Below are 584 nucleotides of genomic sequence, written 5' to 3'. Positions count from 1 at the left end.
CTGCGGGCTGTGCATCTATCACGGTGGCGCTAAGGCCTGCATGGGCTGCGGCCAGTGCCATGGCAGGCCCGTTCAGCCCGCCACCAATAATCAAAAGATCGCTGTCATAGGTCATGGCCCCAATATGGTGGTATTGCGGGGATTGTCCATGCGCCGCCATGCCGCTACCGTCGGTGCAATCACCACCGGAAGGAGCTGGCAATGCAAGAATGGTTGTGGAAAAGCGCCGCAGATTTGGGGCGCGCGATTAGGGCCGGGCAGATCGACCCCGTGGCATTGACAGAAACCTATCTGGCCGCCATTGCCGCCCACCCGCGGCACGGGCGCATCTATGCCCGCACCACCCAAGACCGTGCCTTGGCCGAGGCCCATGCCGCACGCCAGCGGGCCGCCACTGGCCACAGGCTGTCGCTGCTTGATGGTGTGCCGATCAGCTGGAAAGACCTGTTCGATACCGCCGGTATCGCCACCGAGGCGGGCAGCAAATTGCTAGAGGGGCGCACCCCCACGGCAGATGCGCTTGTGTTGCGTAACGCCACGCAAATGGGGCTGGTTTGCCTTGGCAAAACCCATATGACCGAACT

The 584-nt window shown here is 62.7% G+C and carries 1 protein-coding gene and 1 pseudogene; one reads left to right on the top strand and one right to left on the bottom strand.

Annotated features, from left to right (window positions below; genetic code table 11):
- Positions 1 to 202: pseudogene (locus AC1QQ2_RS14920) on the bottom strand (hypothetical protein); the annotation flags it as partial.
- On the opposite strand from AC1QQ2_RS14920, the gene AC1QQ2_RS14915 reads away from it, so the two are divergent.
- On the top strand, positions 202 to 584 hold a 383-nt coding region (locus AC1QQ2_RS14915), incomplete at its 3' end, for an amidase family protein (RefSeq protein WP_479713735.1). The pseudogene AC1QQ2_RS14920 and the gene AC1QQ2_RS14915 sit on opposite strands and share 1 nt — an antisense overlap.

Source organism: Aestuarium sp., from assembly GCF_023253315.1.
GTDB classification, from domain to species: domain Bacteria; phylum Pseudomonadota; class Alphaproteobacteria; order Rhodobacterales; family Rhodobacteraceae; genus Marivivens; species Marivivens donghaensis.
This window is presented reverse-complemented; position numbering and strand designations above follow the sequence as displayed.